The following is a 16290-nucleotide window of genomic DNA, read 5'->3' on the forward strand; positions in this document are numbered from 1 at the left end:
AAAGTATGAAATCATTTCAACCTTCTGAGATAGTAACATCATTGCCAACACAATTTTTCGCTTCACTTGTTGCAAAAGTTAACAAAGTCGTTGCAGCTGGTCACGATGTTATTAATCTAGGTCAAGGTAATCCAGATCAACCAACACCGCAGCATATCGTAAAAGCTTTGCAAGATGCTGCTGAAAAGACCATTCATCATAAATATCCGCCATTTCGCGGACATGAAAGCTTAAAAGAAGCCGTGGCAACATTCTATCAACGTGAATATGATGTAGTAGTAAATCCGAAAACTGAAGTTGCTATATTGTTTGGTGGAAAGGCTGGATTAGTAGAATTACCAGTTTGCTTTACAAACCCTGGTGATACAATTCTCGTTCCCGATCCAGGCTATCCAGATTATTTATCAGGTGTCGCTTTAGCGAAAGCACAATTTGAAACAATGCCGCTTATTGCAGAAAATAAATTTTTACCAGATTATACAAAAATTGATGACTCTATTGCCGAGCGTGCAAAATTAATGTTTTTAAACTACCCAAATAACCCTACAGGTGCTACTGCATCAAAAGATTTTTTTGATGAAACGATTCAATTTGCTAATAAACACAATATATTGGTTGTTCATGATTTTGCCTATGGTGCTATAGGGTTCGATGGTCAAAAGCCAGTTAGTTTCTTACAAGCAGACGGTGCTAAAGATACAGGAATTGAAATTTATACTCTATCGAAAACTTTCAATATGGCTGGGTGGCGTATCGCTTTTGCAGTAGGGAATGAAAGTGTCATTGAAACCATTAACTTATTACAAGATCATATGTATGTTAGTATTTTTGGTGCAGTTCAAGATGCCGCCCGCGAAGCACTATTAAGTTCACAGTCTTGCGTAATAGACCTTGTAAATAGTTACGAAGCTCGACGAAACGCTCTTATTTCAGCTTGTCACTCAATTGGTTGGAATGTAGACATTCCAACAGGATCATTTTTTGCATGGCTTCCTGTTCCAAAAGGATATACTTCTGAGCAATTTTCTAATATTTTACTAGAAAAAGCACATGTCGCAGTTGCTCCTGGTGTTGGATTTGGTGAGCATGGCGAAGGGTATGTCCGTGTTGGTCTCTTACATACAGAAGATAGGTTAAGAGAAGCCATTCATCGAATTGATAAATTAAATTTTTTCAAAAAGTAATTGACAACATGAAAAATATCTGACAAAATTCAGTTATCTTAAAAATTTAAACATTTCTAAATACTTCTTATCAAGAGCAGGTGGAGGGACGAGCCCGACGAAACCCGGCAACCGATCTACAATTGTAGACACGGTGCTAATTCTCGCAGCATTACGCTGACAGATAAGGAGCTGGTTGTAAAAAAACCTCTCCTTAGCTGAGAGGTTTTTTTATTTAACTAGGAGGTTATAACAATGAGCGGAATTATAGCGACATATTTAATCCATGATGATTCACATAACTTAGAAAAAAAAGCTGAGCAAATTGCACTCGGTTTAACCATTGGCTCTTGGACACATTTGCCACATTTATTGCAAGATCAATTAAAACAACATAAAGGCAACGTCATTCATGTTGAGGAATTAGCTGCACATGAACATACCAATTCGTATTTACGTAAAAAAGTGAAACGCGGAATTATTAAAATCGAATATCCGTTATTAAATTTCAGTCCGGATTTACCAGCAATTTTAACGACTACATTTGGAAAGCTATCACTTGATGGCGAAGTAAAATTAATTGACTTAACTTTTTCAGACGAATTAAAAAAACAGTTTCCTGGTCCAAAATTCGGGATAGATGGTATTCGAAATCTTTTACAAGTACATGATCGTCCCCTTTTAATGAGTATTTTTAAAGGAATGATTGGACGAAATATTGGGTATTTAAAAACGCAATTACGCGATCAAGCAATTGGTGGTGTAGATATCGTAAAAGATGATGAGATATTATTCGAAAATGCATTAACACCACTTACGAAACGCATCGTATCTGGAAAAGAAGTTTTACAATCCGTATATGAAACGTACGGACATAAAACGTTATATGCCGTAAATTTAACAGGACGAACTTTTGATTTAAAAGAAAATGCGAAACGTGCAGTGCAAGCTGGAGCCGATATTCTATTATTTAACGTATTCTCTTACGGACTAGATGTACTACAATCACTTGCAGAAGATGATGAAATCCCAGTTCCTATTATGGCACATCCTGCTGTAAGTGGTGCTTATTCTGCATCTAAGTTATATGGAGTTTCATCTCCATTATTACTCGGAAAGCTACTCCGTTATGCTGGGGCTGACTTTTCATTATTCCCATCTCCATACGGAAGTGTTGCGCTAGAAAAAGAGGAAGCTCTTGCTATCTCAAAATATTTAACTGAAGACGATGCATGTTTCAAGAAGAGCTTTTCTGTTCCGTCTGCTGGTATTCACCCTGGTTTCGTTCCCTTTATTGTACGAGATTTCGGTAAAGATGTTGTGATTAATGCTGGTGGCGGAATACATGGACATCCAAATGGGGCGCATGGCGGCGGTAAAGCTTTCCGTGCTGCAATTGATGCTACTTTGCAAAATAAACCACTCCATGAAGTAGATGACATAAATTTGCATAGCGCACTACAAATATGGGGAAATCCCTCTCATGAGGTGAAATTATGAGTATTCAAATATTTTGTGATTTCGATGGCACGATTACAAATAATGATAACATTATGTCCATTATGGAAAAATTTGCACCACCAGAAGCTGAAGAAGTAAAGAATAGAATTTTATCACAAGAGCTATCTATTCAAGAAGGTGTTTCTCAATTATTTCAATTCATACCTACTAATCTGCACGATGAAATTATTCAATTTTTAATAGAGACTGCTGAAATCCGTAATGGTTTTCATGAATTTATACAATTTGTAAATAAAAATAATATTTCCTTTTATGTTATATCAGGTGGAATGGATTTCTTCGTCTATCCACTCTTACAAGGACTCATTCCGAAAGAGCAAATTTACTGTAATGAAACAGATTTTTCAAATGAATACATTACGGTGAATTGGCCTCATCCTTGTGATCATCATTGTCAAAATCATTGCGGATTATGTAAATCATCACTCATCCGTAAATTAAGTAATACAAATGACTTCCATATTGTAATCGGAGATTCAATTACTGATTTACAAGCTGCGAAACAAGCGGATAAAGTGTTCGCTCGTGACTTCCTTATTACAAAATGTGAAGAAAATCATATTTCTTATACACCATTTGAATCGTTTCACGATATTCAAAACGAATTAAAACATTTGTTGGAGGTGAAATTATGAAACAACTTTTTCGTCAATGGTATGACTTAAGCGAGATAAAAAAAGAATTAACAACACGAAATTGGTTTCCAGCAACGAGTGGTAATATTTCTATAAAGGTTAGTCATGAACCACTCACTTTGCTCATTACAGCAAGTGGTAAAGATAAAACAAAAACGACTCCAGATGATTTTCTATTAGTAGATCATCTAGGGGTTCCCGTATTAGAAACTGAATTACGTCCTTCAGCAGAAACAATCTTGCATACACATATTTATAATAATACGAATGCTGGATGCGTCCTTCATGTTCATACAACCGATAACAATGTTATCACAAATTTATATAGTGATGCAGTCACACTTCAAAATCAAGAAATTATTAAAGCTCTCGATATTTGGGAAGAAGGTGCAACAATAAACATTCCTATTATCGAAAACCATGCCCATATCCCAACGCTTGGAGAAAACTTCCGCAAGCATATACAAGGAGATTCGGGGGCAGTATTAATCCGTAACCATGGTATTACCGTATGGGGCCGAGATAGCTTTGATGCAAAGAAAAGATTAGAAGCTTATGAGTTTTTATTCCAATTTCATATAAAACTATTATCAATTCAAGGAGGCGTTTCTAATGGCGCAAATTCGTATTCATGAAATAAATACTCGCATTGAAAATGAAGTGGAAGTATCAAAATTTCTACAAGAGGAAGGCGTTTTATATGAGAAATGGAATATTTCCAAACTTCCTACTCATTTAAAAGAAAATTACTCATTAACAGATGAAAACAAAGCTGAAATATTAGCTGTGTTTTCAAAAGAAATTGCTGATGTTTCATCACGCCGAGGTTATAAAGCACATGATGTAATTTCACTTTCAAATAGCACACCTAACCTTGACGAACTATTAATTAATTTCCAAAAAGAACACCATCATACTGATGATGAAGTTCGCTTTATTGTTAGTGGTCATGGCATCTTTGCCATTGAAGGAAAAGATGGGACATTCTTTGACGTTGAACTTGAGCCAGGCGATCTCATATCTGTTCCTGAAAATGCAAGACATTATTTTACCTTGCAAGATGATCGTCAAGTTGTAGCTATTCGTATTTTTGTTACAACTGAAGGCTGGGTTCCAATCTATTAAGGTAGTTAGTTGAATAAAAGGCCTTGGACCCCCTTTTCCAACCTTTTATTCACTCTACATATATACATCCTCCTATGGAACAGGCTTATTTCATTTTGAAATAAGCCTGATTTTTTATGGTTCTAACCGTATTATTCCTTCTTTTCAGTACAATCTCTCCCTTCAATTTTTCAAGTATATTTATTAAGACTTTTTGAACATTTATTGAACTTTTTTTGAACTTTTTCTGAAAATTCTGTTTTATGTATGATATACTACAATTAACTAAGAAGGAAAAGAAAATCGCAAACAGAGGGGGAGAATCATGAGTTTACTTATCGCACTTATACTAGGGGTTACGTGTGGAGCACTTCCTATTATTCTAGGAGCTATTATGGAAGAGTTAGAAGTTGGTGTTTTAGGTTTTGTTGCATCTTGTGTAAGCGCTTTACTTTTTGGTTTATTCGGTGCTATTCCTGTTTCAATTCTCTGTGCATTTTATATAGTACGCCATGCTCGTACAAAACAATTCGGTCCTAATCACATCGCGCAAGTTATTCCATTCCCAATTGAACGATGCCGCCGGGCTTCTAGCTTATAATTACAAAATTAAAAATAAAAGTCCTCAAATGAGGACTTTTATTTTTTTTCTTCTAGAAATTGAAACAATTCTTGTAGGTGCAAAGCGTCTTCACTATAGCTAACAGATACATGATATATACCATCAATCTCCGCTTCCATGTAAAGGTCAACTCCATCTCGATCATATTTCAATGCCAAATAAAATTCCATTTCTTCTAGCATCTTTTTTGAAGTTCGAATAACATAATGCCCTTTCTCATCTCTTCCATATTCGAAATTCGGTTCAAAATCATATTTTTGTTTAAAAGCTTCTTTTTGTTTTTCATTAATTTGTATACATGTTGCTCTTTGTACAGTATCAATCATCTCATCAAATTTTTGAAGATCCATCTCATTTACCCCCTTACATATTTTTTGTATAACACTTGTGTTCCGCTATTTTCTTCCCCATCTTTTATTAGCTCTTCATACAATTCCTTCGCCAAACTTAAACCTGGTACTGGCAATTGTAATCTTTCAGCCTCATCTAACGCGATCTTCATATCTTTCATAAAATGCTTTACATAAAAACCTGGTTCAAAATCTCCCTTTAACATTCGAGGAGCTAAATTACTTAATGACCAGCTACCTGCTGCTCCCGTTGAAATACTCTCCAATACTTTATCAGGATCTAATCCAGCCTTTTTCGCATAAGCAACAGCTTCACATACTCCAATCATATTAGAAGCAATCGCAATTTGATTGCACATTTTTGTATGTTGTCCACTTCCAGCAGGCCCTTGCAACTGAATATTTGTTCCTAGTTTTTCAAATAACGGTAAACATCTATCATATATTTCTTTCTCTCCACCGACCATAATTGCGAGTCTTGCTTCTTTCGCACCAACGTCTCCTCCAGATACAGGTGCATCTAACGTATATACATTCTTACTTTTACCAGTTTCATTAATACGTTTTGCCAATGTTGGTGTAGATGTCGTGAAATCAATTGCAATCGTGCCTTCATTTGCATTCTCCAAAATTCCATCTATCCCAAAGTACACTTCTTCTACATCATGTGGATACCCAACCATAGTCATTACAACATCAACTTGCTTTACTAACTCTTTCGGTGTATCACACCAATTTGCACCATCTTGCACTAAAGAGTCTGTTTTCGATTTTGTTCTATTATATATATATACTGTATGACCGTCTTGCATGAAATGACGCACCATACTTTTTCCCATTACACCAATACCAATGAAACCAATTGATACATTTTTATGTTTCATTTTCTCATCCCCTTTGTTCTAATAAATCACTTACCATCTTTCGAAAATCTTTATTGAAGTCATCATCCATACTATTTTTCACATTTGAAAATAAAATAACAAAAATCCCTTTTTCTTTATTAAAATTATTGAAAGTGTTCCAACCAGATAGTACACCATGATTATGAAAATAATCCGGATATATGTAAAAACTAAATGCATATTTTCGTTCTGTTGAAGGTGAAAACATCGCTTGTATACTTTGTTCAGAAAGAAGTTTTCCATTTATAATTGCTTCGTCTAATTTCTTCATATCTCCAACTGTCGTATACATCTCACCACAACCATATAGCCAATCCATGCCTACCTTCTGCGCTGGTACAAGCTCTTGATTTTTTTTCACATAACCCTTTGTAAAATTTTTATCTCCAGGTACCATATTTCCCATACCAGATTCATGCATATCTGCTTTTGTAAATATATTTTCTTTTATATAATCTCCTAAAGGTTTTTTCGATATATGTTCTATTATATAGGCAAGCACCATATAATTATAATCTGTATATCTCCAACCTGTTCCTGCAGGAAATTCTAAATTTTGACGTCCAATCCAATTCATTAACTGTAAACGGGAAGCAGCATTAACATTGCCTTTTGCGTGTTCAGGTAAACCAGAGGTATGCGTTAATAAATGATATAACGTAATATTTTTATTCTCCGGAAATGAAGGAATATATTTATTTACATTATCTTGAATATTTAGCTTACCTTGATCCTGCAGTTGTAAAATAGATGTAGCCACAACTGTTTTCGTAATAGAACCGATACGATATTTTGTGTGAGGCGTATTTTCTATTTTATTTTGAACATCAGCATACCCATATCCTTTATTCAATATAACATGCTCTTTGTCTGTTACCAAAACTGTTCCATTGAATTGCTTTCCGACTAAATATTGATCTAATTTTTGAGATATGCTAGCGTAATCAATTTGCTTTTCTTTTTTTTCTTCTTCTATATTCTCTTGTACTTCTGATTCAACAGCAGGATTCACCTTAGTTGTTAATTCTTTATTTTCCTTTATATTAGAATTATAGAGAAAATAGTATACTCCTCCACAAACTACTGCACATATTGAAACTATCATCATTATTTTTTTTATCATTTTGTTCCTCCATAATTCCTTCGTTCAAAATCCCCCCTACACTCTATTATCAAGTAATAAAAAAAAATCGCAACAATTTGTTGCGAAAAATCACTTTTTTTCTTTTCTATATACACACACTTGATTTTTCCCATTTTTTTTCGCTTCATATAATGCAATATCCGCTCGTTGCATTAATTCTTCTCTTGTAATCCCTTTTTCATATAATGCAACTCCAAAGCTCGCTGTTAATTTCGAAATTCCTGAGAATTGCTTTGTTTCAATGAAAAATCGTAATGATTCCGCAACTTGAAATGCTTCTTTTTCTACTGTATTCGTTACTAAAATAATAAATTCTTCTCCTCCCCACCTAGCAAATACATGTTGCTGCTCCACTTTAGATTTCATGAGCTCTGCAAGCTCAATTAATGCTAAGTCACCAAAATCATGGCCATACGTGTCATTTACTGCTTTAAAATTATCTATATCAAATAAAATAAGTGCTATGTTTTCATTATTACGCATCGCATTATCCCATTCTGCCTCGAGTATTTGTTGGAATTTCAAACGATTATAAATCTCTGTTAACGAATCTATCATAGCAAGTCTTTCTTGTTCTTGATAGATTTCATCTAATTCGGTAATCTCTGTACACTTCACAATAAATCTTGATAAATCTTCTGGCAATGGTGTCGCACGCAATAAAAAAGTTGACACTTCCCCTTCATAGTTGGACATCTTAATTCGTCTATCATATGATAATGTATCATCTAACCATGTTATATCATGAGTTGTTGAATAGTATCCATTTTCTCTAATAAGATGTTCAGCAAATACTAAATGTTGCTCACGATAAGCAAACAAATTTTCATATCCGAAAAACTCTAAAAAATTTGTATTACAATCAACAATCTCATCGTCTTCTACTATAAATAATAGATCATTTCGAAAATCAAACATCGTTTGAAGTAGTTCTTGTTGCAAACTTACTTGCCGCACTAAAGAAAGCTGATATAAACTTTTATTTACTTCCTCTAACACCATTTGCGGAGTCACAGGGGCTATCACAATATTACGTATTCCTAACGTAAGCACCTCTGCAAACTCGCTTGTTATTTGTTGATCCCAAATGACAATAAATGTACTCTGTGGATTATACATATTCTTTATATATTTTATTTGAGAAAAATCTGTTACATACATAATTACAATATGTGGTTTAGTCCTCTGAAATAATACTTCTCCTTCTTCAAAACTATTTGCTATAAACATACATTTTGGATGGATATTTTCTATCGTTTGTTGATGTGTGCATCCATTTTCTATATAAAGGACATTTAACTGAAGATCTTGTAATACATTTTGGAAAACCGTATTCTCTAATAAAAAATGTAGTATGTTCATCACTAGTCTTCACTCACTTCATATATCTTGTTCTACAGAATTCCTCACAAACATTTTATAAAAAACTGTTCTCTAAAAACTTTAATGAGTGAGGGATACATGTTAACAAGCTAATTGAGAATGTTATCTTTGCTTTTTCACTCTATAAATTCCTTTTTTAGTGTATGATTATAGGAATTGTATCGTTTGTATGAATGCCCTAGCTTCCGCTTGAAAACTTGACAATTAAAATAAAGATATTATATTCTTAAATTCGACAACTTACAAAATGTAAGTAGAATATATTACATGTATTTTTTTCATAATTTGATATGTAATTTGGAGGATATATAATGACAAACGAAAACTTTTTTAATGTTTTATATGAACGCACATCTACACGTGCATTCAACCCAGAGAAAGAAATTTCATCTACAGAGTTACACGAGATTTTAAAGGGAGCTGCTCAAGCACCTTCTGCTTGGAATTTACAGCATTGGAAATTCCTTGTATTCCAAGGTGAAGATGTACAGAAACGATTACATCCAATTGCTTATAACCAACAACAAATTCTTGATGCTTCTGCTGTAGTCGCTATTTTAGGTGATTTAGAAGCTTATAAAAACGTTGAACCCGTTTATGGTCCAATTGTAGAACAAGGATTTATGAAAGAAGAAGCAAAAGAACGCTTAGCTAAAAATATTGAGTCTGCATATGCCCGTGAGCAATTCCCAAGAGATGCAGCCTTTTCAAATGCATCTTTAGCAGCAATGCAACTTATGCTTGCAGCTAAAGCAACTGGCTGGGATACTTGTGCGATTGGTGGTTTCAACCCACAAGCACTTACAGAAGAATTCAATGTTTCATCTCGCTACGTACCAATTATGCTTATTACAATTGGGGAATCAACTTTAAAAGGCCATCCTGCACCACGAATGAGCGTAGAACAAGTGAGTGAATGGGCAAAATAATAAAGTGAAACTTGAATCAGTGTGAGGGTCTTACTGCCCTTTCATACGAATAAAAAAGAAACGAAGGTAATTTCATTACCTTCGTTTCTTTTTTTATTCTGTCACACATCCGTAATACTAAAATGTATGATTCGACATCCACACATAAAAAACAGTAAATTTCATGCTATTCGCATACATATAAATGACGTTTCGTGTCGAATTTTGTTAAAGTATCGAAATATAACCGTGTGTTTTTGTTACAATTATGATACAATGATAACAAATAGATAACAAGAGAGGGATTTTCATTGAGTTCATACGGAAGCTTTATTGCACTTTTATGTTACATAGTAACTGTACTGCTTCTATATTTTATTGGCGATGCTGCAAATATTTCAGTTTTACAATTTCCAAAAGAAGAAGCATTCCAATTAGAATCAGAAAAACATACTGCACGATCCATTGTACCGCTACTGTTAGCTCTTCCTGTATATATCATCGTTTTATATAAAAGCAAAAAAGTGTAAAGGCTACCTATTTCATTCATTTCGGTGGTCTTTACACTTTTTTGTGATATCTATCCTATTTTAAACATCATTCCGTAATAAACACCCAGCTAGTCTTTTAAAATGAGAAATTCCCCTAGAAAAAATTCCACTCTCTGTCCAGTCACTCACTACCGAACTTACATAGATTATAAGTGTGAAGGGGGTGATGAGGATTATGTTTGGATCATTTGGATGCTGTGATAACTTTAGAGACTGTCATCATCATGAAAGAGAGTGCAGACATCATGAGAAAGAGAAAGAGAGAGAAGTAGTTAGACCACAACAACCAGCTGTATGTAACGTACTTGCTAGCATTTCAGTTGGAACAGAGCTTTCTCTATTAAGCGTTAAAGGTGTTGGATCTTTCAACAATGTAATTTTTGAAGGTTTCTGTAACGGTGTTGCTCTTTTCTCTGCTTTAGCTCGTAATGACAAAGATAACAAAGATAACAATAAAGACGATAAGCACAATCAAAACCGAAATACTTTTACTGGTATTTTACGTGTATGCCCAGCTGATATCGTTGCTGTCGCTATCTAATTTTGTTCCTTATCTTCAAGAGTAAGAAAATAAGTTTTACTTTTCTCATAGAAAAAACCTGAGACCGATTTCAAATCGACTCAGGTTTTTTTATTGATTATATACTTTTAACTAGTTCAACAACTTCTTCAGCAGTTGACATCATTAATGCTTTTTCTGCTAATGTTTCCATTTCTGCTTTTGACAACTTGCTTAGTTGTGTTCTTGCAGGAAGAATAGATGTTGCACTCATACTGAACTCATCTAAACCTAATCCTAATAATAATGGGATAGCAAGTGAATCGCCCGCCATCTCACCACACATACCAGCCCATTTGCCTTCTTTATGAGCAGCATCGATAACCATTTTTACAAGACGTAAAATAGATGGGTTATATGGTTGGTATAAGTAAGATACTTGTTCGTTCATACGGTCTGCAGCCATTGTGTATTGAATTAAGTCGTTTGTTCCGATAGAGAAGAAATCAACTTCTTTTGCGAATTGATCTGCTAATACTGCTGAAGCTGGGATTTCAACCATCATACCAACTTCAATAGAATCAGAAACAGTTGTACCCGCTTCTACAAGTTTTGCTTTCTCTTCTAATAAGATCGCTTTCGCTTGACGGAACTCATCAAGAGTTGCAATCATTGGGAACATAATTTTTAAGTTACCGTATACGCTAGCACGAAGTAATGCACGAAGTTGTGTACGGAACACATCTTGCTCATCAAGACATAAGCGAATTGCACGGTATCCTAAGAATGGGTTCATTTCTTTTGGTAAATGTAAGTATGGAAGCTCTTTATCTCCACCGATATCAAGTGTACGAACAACAACAGGTTGACCTTCTTTTACACCTTCAAGAACTGCTTTATACGCTTCGAACTGCTCTTCTTCTGTTGGAAGATTATCACGGCCCATGTATAAGAATTCTGTACGGTATAAACCAACGCCTTCTCCGCCATTATCGATAATACCTTGTACATCATTTGGTGTTCCGATATTTGCAACAAGCTCAACGTGATGTCCATCACTTGTTACAGTAGCTTGGTCTTTTAATTTTGCCCATTCAGCTTTTTGCTCTTCAAATTTCGCTTTCTTTTCTTCAAACGAGCGAAGAGTTTCTTCTGATGGATTAACAATTACTTCTCCATCTAAACCATCGATGATTACGATATCGCCGTTTTGGATTTTCTCCATAACAACTTTCGCACCAACAACAGCTGGAATTTCCATAGAGCGAGCCATAATTGCAGAGTGAGATGTACGTCCACCGATATCAGTTGTAAAACCTTTTGCATACTTACGGTTTAACTGAGCTGTATCAGATGGTGTTAAATCTTCAGCAATAATGATTACTTCTTCAGAAATTGTACCAGGATTTGAGAAGTTAATGCCTAGTAAATGTGCAAGAACACGTTTTGTTACGTCACGAATGTCCGCAGCACGTTCTTTCATATATTCGTTATCCATGTTTTCAAACATAGAAATAAACATTGATGCAACTTCATCCATTGCAAATTCAGCATTTACTTTTTCACTATTTACTTTATCTTTTACTGGGTTTACTAGTTCTGGATCATTTAACACTAATAAATGTGCTTCAAAGATCGCAGCTTTGTCAGCACCTAGCTCAGCAAAAGCGTGGTCCTTAATAGCTTCTAATTCAGTTTTTGCTTTCTCAAGCGCAGCTTCTAAGCGTGCAATTTCTGCAGCTTCGTTTGTAATTGATTTCTTTTCGATGTTAAATTCAGGATTTTCAAGTCTGAAAGCCTTTGCAATAGCAATCCCACTTGATGCAGCGATCCCTTGAATGTTAAGAGTCATTATTCTCCTAATCCTTCGTTTTTCATAGTTTCTTCGATAGCTGCTAGTGCTTGAGCTGCATCATCACCATTTGCAGTGATTTTAATTTCTGCGCCTTGTTGAATACCTAAAGACATAACGCCCATGATTGATTTTAAGTTAACGTTCTTTCCGTTATACTCTAAGTTAATGTCAGAACCAAATTTGCTTGCAGTGTTTACAAGTAGAGTTGCTGGACGAGCATGAATTCCTGAGTCGCTAGTTACTTTAAAGATTTTTTCCATGATAATTTATCTCCTTTAAATTACAGTATTTTTTAGTTGTATAGACGTGAGTACTACATCATCTATTGTATATAATAGGCGATGTTCGGTCAACCACATCGCCTATTATAATTATAAACATTTTGCGTCAAATTCCTACTGAATGTCAATAATAGCGTTTTCGCCCTTCTTAACATTTCCATCTTTTTTCAATTCGACTTGTTGCCCTTGTTGTAAATTCGTAAATACAATTGGTGTAATGATAGATGGTGCATTTTCTTTTACAAATGCAAGATCTACTTTTAATAATGGCTGTCCTTGTTTCACTTTGTCACCTTGCGCTACAAGTGCTTCAAAACCTTCACCATTTAATTTTACAGTATCAATACCGAAGTGGATTAAAATTTCTTTTCCGCCTTCAGATTGAATACCAATTGCATGTTTTGTAGGGAATACGTTGACAATTTCACCGTTAACTGGAGAAACTACTGTTCCTTCTGTTGGCTCAATTGCAAATCCATCTCCCATCATTTTTCCTGAGAATACTTGATCCGGCACTTCTGTAATTGGTAGGATTTTCCCTTCAATTGGTGAAACGATTGTTTCGTTTTCATCAACTTTCTGAGGAGCTTCTTCTACTTTTACAGGTTCTGCTTTTTCAACATGAGGTGTACGACCTGACATAATATCATGAATTTGTGATTTTAATGTGTCAGATTTCGGTCCAAAAATAGCTTGAATGTTATTTCCAACTTCAAGTACACCAGCTGCTCCAAGCTCTTTTAAACGATCTTTGTTTACATTCTTTTGTTCGTTAACTTGAACACGTAAACGAGTAATACAAGCGTCTAAAGAAGCAATGTTTTCTTTACCACCAAGTGCTACTAATACTTCACGAGGAAGTTCACCAGCTTCTGCTTTTCCTGCACCTTCATTCGCATTTGCAACTTCACGGCCAGGTGTTTTTAAATCCCATTTACGGATTGCAAATCGGAATCCGAAGTAGTAAATAACTGCTAGTACAAGACCAACAATAATTACCCACCACCATGCCGTACGGCCTGGTAGTACACCGAATAATAGGAAGTCGATTAAACCACCAGAGAATGTCATACCAATTTTAACACCTAAAATTTGCATTGTCATAAATGATAGACCAGCGAATACAGCGTGAATTCCGAATAATACTGGTGCTACGAATAAGAATGAAAATTCAAGTGGCTCTGTAATACCTGTTAAGAAAGATGTTAATGCAGCAGAACCTAAAATACCAGCTGCTAATTTTTTATTTTCTGGACGTGCTTCATGGTACATTGCTAAAGCTGCTGCTGGAAGACCGAACATCATGAACGGATACTTACCAGTTGTAAATGTACCTGCTGTTAATTCTACACCGTCTTTTAACTGTGCCATAAAGATTTTTTGGTCACCACGAATTAATTCGCCAGCCGCATTTGTATACTGACCGAATTCGAACCAGAACGGTGAATAGAAAATGTGATGTAATCCAAATGGAATTAATGAACGTTCAATTAAACCGAAAATAAATGCTGCTAACGTTCTATTTGCATCAATCATTTGATGTGAGAACGTGTTTAAGCCACCTTGAATGTATGGCCAAACGAAGCACATGATAATACCTACTATTAAAGAGAATGTTGCAGTTGCGATCGGTACGAAACGCTTACCTGCAAAGAAACCTAAGTATGATGGTAATTCAATGTTGAAGTATTTATTATAGCAATATGCCGCTACTATCCCGACGATAATACCACCAAACACTCCAGTTTGTAGCGTTGGAATTCCTAATACGTTTGCATACGCTGGATCTGCAAATCCAATTTTTACTGGGTCTGCTCCAGAACTTGTTACTTTCACTAGCTTATCTACTTCTAAGAACACACTCATCGTTTTGTTCATAATTAAGTAGCCAACGAACGCTGCTAAACCAGCTACTCCGTCTCCACCAGCTAAACCAATTGCTACCCCAACTGCAAATAATAATGCAAGGTTAGCGAAAATAATATCACCAGATTGTTCCATAATTTTTGCTACCATTACGAACCAATCTGCTTTTAATGCAGGAATAACATTTGTTAACTGTGGATTTTGAAATGCATTACCAAATCCAAGTAAAATACCTGCTGCCGGTAAAATCGCAACTGGAAGCATTAACGCTTTTCCGACTTTTTGAAGAACACCAAAGATCTTCTTAAACATGGAAACCCTTCCTCTCTTATCTATATTGATACCTTCCGACAAACGCCAAAAAGACATGAGGAAAAAAAGATAGAACGATAGCTATACAAAGGGTAGTATATCCCTTTCTCTAGCTTACATTCCTTACTTTTCTCCACTCATGCCTGATCGAATCAGTAACACGTGTCAAAAATAGGTTTACGTATAAGTTCACTATAATTAAGGCAAACGTTTTCGTTTTATACCTTAATGTGTTTGTCGAAATTTGTATAACTTTGCAATAGTTATTATACATAACTATTGTAAGCGATTCAATGATTTTTTTTAACGTTTTCATTTTCGACAAAAATATATGTCTTTTTACACATGCTCTGCCTTCACTAAGCGCTGCAGGTGCATCGTTAAATATATACTCTCTGCTTCATAAACAGGAAGTTGCAATTCTTTTTGCATAACCTTAACTAGCTTCCAAGCTAAATTATAACAGACAGGATATTCCGCCTTTAATAAATCAGCAAAACTTTGCGATTCCTCTACTTTTTCTCCTTTTTTCACCCTCTCAATAGCATATTGAAGATGACGAATAAGGCGTAAATAGTGAATACTTTCTTGGTCTAATGTAATTTGTAAGTTCGTCTCAATTAAAGATACAAGCTGTGCAATGAGACGGGAGTTTTGATTAACTGAAGATAAATCTGAATTTGTAAGTGAACTGTAAATATGGAGTGCAATAAACCCGATTTCTCCTTCTGGCAATGTAATTTGCAAACGAGAATTTAAAAGGTTTACAACACCTTCAGCAATTTTATATTCCTCTGGATAGAGCATTTTCGTTTCAACTAAAAAAGGATTATCAATTGTAAACCCTTGTTTTAAACGCTTAATTGCAAAAGAAATATGATCTGTTAAAGCGATATGAATATGTTCATTCAATGGAGATTTTGCTTTTTCTTGAATATAGAACATAATATCATTCATTAATTCAATTAATTTTTCACTCACATGTGGAACTAGCAGTTTGTATTGTTCACGATCACGTTCATTTTTTAGAACAAACATTTTTTCAATTTGTTCTTGCTCCAATACATCTTTCGCTTTTTTCCCAAATCCAATTCCTTTACCAATCACTACTACTTCCTCATGTTCAGGATGGCTAGCAATGATGACATTATTATTTAAAACTTTTTTAATTTCTAGATAATTACTCATATA

General features: G+C 34.9%; 17 protein-coding genes and 1 riboswitch. Of the genes, 9 read left to right on the forward strand and 8 right to left on the reverse strand.

What is annotated here, in order from left to right; all coding sequences use genetic code 11:
- The first annotated feature begins 5 nt into the window (after positions 1 to 5).
- From ACTFSI_RS02535 to ACTFSI_RS02560, 6 genes are all read left to right on the forward strand, one after another.
- Entirely contained in the window at positions 6 to 1184 is a 1179-nt protein-coding gene (locus ACTFSI_RS02535) for a pyridoxal phosphate-dependent aminotransferase (protein ID WP_044793867.1), read from the forward strand.
- A gap of 64 nt (positions 1185 to 1248) precedes the next feature.
- A riboswitch (SAM riboswitch) is annotated at positions 1249 to 1354 on the forward strand.
- Positions 1355 to 1418: 64 nt separating this feature from the next.
- Positions 1419 to 2663 carry a 2,3-diketo-5-methylthiopentyl-1-phosphate enolase gene (mtnW, locus tag ACTFSI_RS02540; protein ID WP_440045221.1) on the forward strand — a complete coding sequence of 415 codons (1245 nt, stop codon included), beginning with the start codon at positions 1419 to 1421 and terminating at the stop codon, positions 2661 to 2663.
- Positions 2660 to 3319, forward strand: coding sequence for a 2-hydroxy-3-keto-5-methylthiopentenyl-1-phosphate phosphatase (gene mtnX / locus ACTFSI_RS02545; protein WP_000027071.1), 660 nt, complete (start codon positions 2660 to 2662; stop codon positions 3317 to 3319). Before mtnW ends, mtnX begins: the two co-directional genes overlap by 4 nt.
- The gene (locus ACTFSI_RS02550) at positions 3316 to 3954 is read left to right on the forward strand and encodes a methylthioribulose 1-phosphate dehydratase (RefSeq protein WP_000811346.1); all 639 of its coding nucleotides are present in this window, start codon (positions 3316 to 3318) and stop codon (positions 3952 to 3954) included. The genes mtnX and ACTFSI_RS02550 overlap by 4 nt, the downstream gene beginning before the upstream one ends.
- Positions 3932 to 4444 carry a 1,2-dihydroxy-3-keto-5-methylthiopentene dioxygenase gene (locus ACTFSI_RS02555; protein ID WP_000057307.1) on the forward strand — a complete coding sequence of 171 codons (513 nt, stop codon included), beginning with the start codon at positions 3932 to 3934 and terminating at the stop codon, positions 4442 to 4444. The genes ACTFSI_RS02550 and ACTFSI_RS02555 overlap by 23 nt, the downstream gene beginning before the upstream one ends.
- A 304-nt stretch (positions 4445 to 4748) precedes the next feature.
- A complete protein-coding gene (locus ACTFSI_RS02560; protein WP_000054670.1) occupies positions 4749 to 5024 on the forward strand; it encodes a hypothetical protein in 276 nt (91 codons plus the stop codon).
- Positions 5025 to 5062: 38 nt separating this feature from the next.
- Here ACTFSI_RS02560 and ACTFSI_RS02565 read toward each other — a convergent pair whose 3' ends face one another.
- The 4 genes from ACTFSI_RS02565 to ACTFSI_RS02580 form a co-directional block, all read right to left on the reverse strand.
- Positions 5063 to 5395, reverse strand: a complete 333-nt coding sequence (locus ACTFSI_RS02565) for a DUF3909 family protein (protein WP_000365613.1) — start codon at positions 5393 to 5395, stop codon at positions 5063 to 5065.
- A 5-nt stretch (positions 5396 to 5400) separates the two neighbouring features.
- Positions 5401 to 6279, reverse strand: a complete 879-nt coding sequence (locus ACTFSI_RS02570; RefSeq protein WP_000681093.1) for an NAD(P)-dependent oxidoreductase — start codon at positions 6277 to 6279, stop codon at positions 5401 to 5403.
- A 4-nt stretch (positions 6280 to 6283) separates the two neighbouring features.
- Positions 6284 to 7423, reverse strand: coding sequence for a serine hydrolase domain-containing protein (locus ACTFSI_RS02575; protein WP_000591952.1), 1140 nt, complete (start codon positions 7421 to 7423; stop codon positions 6284 to 6286).
- A gap of 90 nt (positions 7424 to 7513) precedes the next feature.
- A complete protein-coding gene (locus ACTFSI_RS02580) occupies positions 7514 to 8806 on the reverse strand; it encodes a GGDEF domain-containing protein (RefSeq protein ID WP_001023204.1) in 1293 nt (430 codons plus the stop codon).
- A gap of 332 nt (positions 8807 to 9138) precedes the next feature.
- Here ACTFSI_RS02580 and ACTFSI_RS02585 point away from each other — a divergent pair, with 332 nt between their 5' ends.
- The 3 genes from ACTFSI_RS02585 (at position 9139) to ACTFSI_RS02595 (ending at position 10827) form a co-directional block, all read left to right on the forward strand.
- Entirely contained in the window at positions 9139 to 9756 is a 618-nt protein-coding gene (locus tag ACTFSI_RS02585; RefSeq protein ID WP_000180604.1) for a nitroreductase family protein, read from the forward strand.
- Between the two features lie 290 nt (positions 9757 to 10046).
- Entirely contained in the window at positions 10047 to 10265 is a 219-nt protein-coding gene (locus ACTFSI_RS02590; RefSeq protein WP_000100487.1) for a hypothetical protein, read from the forward strand.
- Between the two features lie 196 nt (positions 10266 to 10461).
- A complete protein-coding gene (locus ACTFSI_RS02595) occupies positions 10462 to 10827 on the forward strand; it encodes a DUF3915 family protein (protein ID WP_000468018.1) in 366 nt (121 codons plus the stop codon).
- A gap of 97 nt (positions 10828 to 10924) precedes the next feature.
- On the opposite strand, the gene ptsP is transcribed toward ACTFSI_RS02595, so the two are convergent.
- From ptsP to glcT, 4 genes are all read right to left on the reverse strand, one after another.
- Positions 10925 to 12637 carry a phosphoenolpyruvate--protein phosphotransferase gene (gene ptsP / locus ACTFSI_RS02600; protein WP_070806782.1) on the reverse strand — a complete coding sequence of 571 codons (1713 nt, stop codon included), beginning with the start codon at positions 12635 to 12637 and terminating at the stop codon, positions 10925 to 10927.
- Positions 12637 to 12900 carry a phosphocarrier protein HPr gene (gene ptsH / locus ACTFSI_RS02605; protein ID WP_000411079.1) on the reverse strand — a complete coding sequence of 88 codons (264 nt, stop codon included), beginning with the start codon at positions 12898 to 12900 and terminating at the stop codon, positions 12637 to 12639. Before ptsH ends, ptsP begins: the two co-directional genes overlap by 1 nt.
- A gap of 135 nt (positions 12901 to 13035) precedes the next feature.
- Entirely contained in the window at positions 13036 to 15099 is a 2064-nt protein-coding gene (ptsG, locus tag ACTFSI_RS02610; protein ID WP_044793864.1) for a PTS glucose transporter subunit IIABC, read from the reverse strand.
- 339 nt (positions 15100 to 15438) lie between these two features.
- A complete protein-coding gene (glcT, locus tag ACTFSI_RS02615) occupies positions 15439 to 16287 on the reverse strand; it encodes a glucose PTS transporter transcription antiterminator GlcT (RefSeq protein ID WP_000073863.1) in 849 nt (282 codons plus the stop codon).
- Positions 16288 to 16290: the final 3 nt, after the last annotated feature.

The organism is Bacillus cereus group sp. MYBK101-2 (genome assembly GCF_051918845.1).
Lineage (GTDB): Bacteria > Bacillota > Bacilli > Bacillales > Bacillaceae_G > Bacillus_A > Bacillus_A paranthracis.

What these genes read in the sequence shown, in the direction of transcription:
- ACTFSI_RS02535 (WP_044793867.1), top strand. Translation starts at nt 6, where the DNA reads ATGAAATCATTTCAACCTTCTGAGATAGTAACATCATTGCCAACACAA.
- mtnW (WP_440045221.1), top strand. Translation starts at nt 1,419, where the DNA reads ATGAGCGGAATTATAGCGACATATTTAATCCATGATGATTCACATAAC.
- mtnX (WP_000027071.1), top strand. Translation starts at nt 2,660, where the DNA reads ATGAGTATTCAAATATTTTGTGATTTCGATGGCACGATTACAAATAAT.
- ACTFSI_RS02550 (WP_000811346.1), top strand. Translation starts at nt 3,316, where the DNA reads ATGAAACAACTTTTTCGTCAATGGTATGACTTAAGCGAGATAAAAAAA.
- ACTFSI_RS02555 (WP_000057307.1), top strand. Translation starts at nt 3,932, where the DNA reads ATGGCGCAAATTCGTATTCATGAAATAAATACTCGCATTGAAAATGAA.
- ACTFSI_RS02560 (WP_000054670.1), top strand. Translation starts at nt 4,749, where the DNA reads ATGAGTTTACTTATCGCACTTATACTAGGGGTTACGTGTGGAGCACTT.
- ACTFSI_RS02565 (WP_000365613.1), bottom strand. Translation starts at nt 5,395, where the DNA reads ATGGATCTTCAAAAATTTGATGAGATGATTGATACTGTACAAAGAGCA.
- ACTFSI_RS02570 (WP_000681093.1), bottom strand. Translation starts at nt 6,279, where the DNA reads ATGAAACATAAAAATGTATCAATTGGTTTCATTGGTATTGGTGTAATG.
- ACTFSI_RS02575 (WP_000591952.1), bottom strand. Translation starts at nt 7,423, where the DNA reads ATGATAAAAAAAATAATGATGATAGTTTCAATATGTGCAGTAGTTTGT.
- ACTFSI_RS02580 (WP_001023204.1), bottom strand. Translation starts at nt 8,806, where the DNA reads ATGAACATACTACATTTTTTATTAGAGAATACGGTTTTCCAAAATGTA.
- ACTFSI_RS02585 (WP_000180604.1), top strand. Translation starts at nt 9,139, where the DNA reads ATGACAAACGAAAACTTTTTTAATGTTTTATATGAACGCACATCTACA.
- ACTFSI_RS02595 (WP_000468018.1), top strand. Translation starts at nt 10,462, where the DNA reads ATGTTTGGATCATTTGGATGCTGTGATAACTTTAGAGACTGTCATCAT.
- ptsP (WP_070806782.1), bottom strand. Translation starts at nt 12,637, where the DNA reads ATGACTCTTAACATTCAAGGGATCGCTGCATCAAGTGGGATTGCTATT.
- ptsH (WP_000411079.1), bottom strand. Translation starts at nt 12,900, where the DNA reads ATGGAAAAAATCTTTAAAGTAACTAGCGACTCAGGAATTCATGCTCGT.
- ptsG (WP_044793864.1), bottom strand. Translation starts at nt 15,099, where the DNA reads ATGTTTAAGAAGATCTTTGGTGTTCTTCAAAAAGTCGGAAAAGCGTTA.
- glcT (WP_000073863.1), bottom strand. Translation starts at nt 16,287, where the DNA reads ATGAGTAATTATCTAGAAATTAAAAAAGTTTTAAATAATAATGTCATC.